The sequence below is a fragment of the Synechococcus sp. H55.10 genome (genome assembly GCF_047502715.1).
In the GTDB taxonomy this organism is placed as follows: Bacteria; Cyanobacteriota; Cyanobacteriia; order Thermostichales; family Thermostichaceae; genus Thermostichus.
This window is the reverse complement of the sequence record NZ_JANSJJ010000196.1, coordinates 1-632: the sequence shown is the minus strand read 5'-3', so window position 1 is coordinate 632 and position 632 is coordinate 1. Positions and strand designations below refer to the sequence as shown.

1 protein-coding gene is annotated in these 632 nt (G+C 61.7%); it reads left to right on the top strand.

What is annotated here, in order from left to right; all coding sequences use genetic code 11:
- Positions 1-90: 90 nt before the first annotated feature.
- The gene (locus tag NW858_RS11505) at positions 91-543 is read left to right on the top strand and encodes an SAM-dependent methyltransferase (protein ID WP_414520544.1); all 453 of its coding nucleotides are present in this window, start codon (positions 91-93) and stop codon (positions 541-543) included.
- The last annotated feature ends 89 nt before the right edge of the window (positions 544-632 follow it).

Below are 632 nucleotides of genomic sequence, written 5' to 3'. Positions count from 1 at the left end.
GCCACTTACCCCTCCGGCTACCAAACCGAGGTCAACCTCAAGGCCCTAGAGTGGCTCCAGCTTTTGGCCCGCAAGCTGTGACGGGGCTATGTGCTCACCCTTGACTACGGCTACACCGCCCAGCGCTACTACAGCCCCCAGCGCTTCCAGGGCACGCTCCTGGCCTACCGCCAACATGGCACCTACGCGGATCCCTATGTCTGGGTGGGATCCCAAGATCTCACTGCCCATGTGGACTTTACCACCTTGCAGCAGGTGGGGGAATCTCTGGGGCTCAAGTGCCTGGGCTTCACCCAGCAGAGCTACTTTTTGGTAAACCTGGGATTGGCGAAAAGGCTAGCCGACCTCAGCCAAGTTGGCGACGAGGGGCGGGATCTGGTCCAGGTGTTGCGACGGCGACATGCCCTTCACGCTCTGCTGGATCCGCTGGGGTTGGGGAGCTTTGGGGTGCTGCTGCAAGCCAAGGGCCTGAGCGACTCGGAGTATGCCCAGCCGCTGCGGGGCTTTGTCGATCCGGAGCTACACAGGGGGATAGCTTGGTAGCCCCGCACTAAAGTGGAAGGTGGAGAAGCCCGCAAGCAACTTGAGTTGCTCTCCCTTTGCCCCATCGGGCCGGAGGCCTTAGCAAGCAC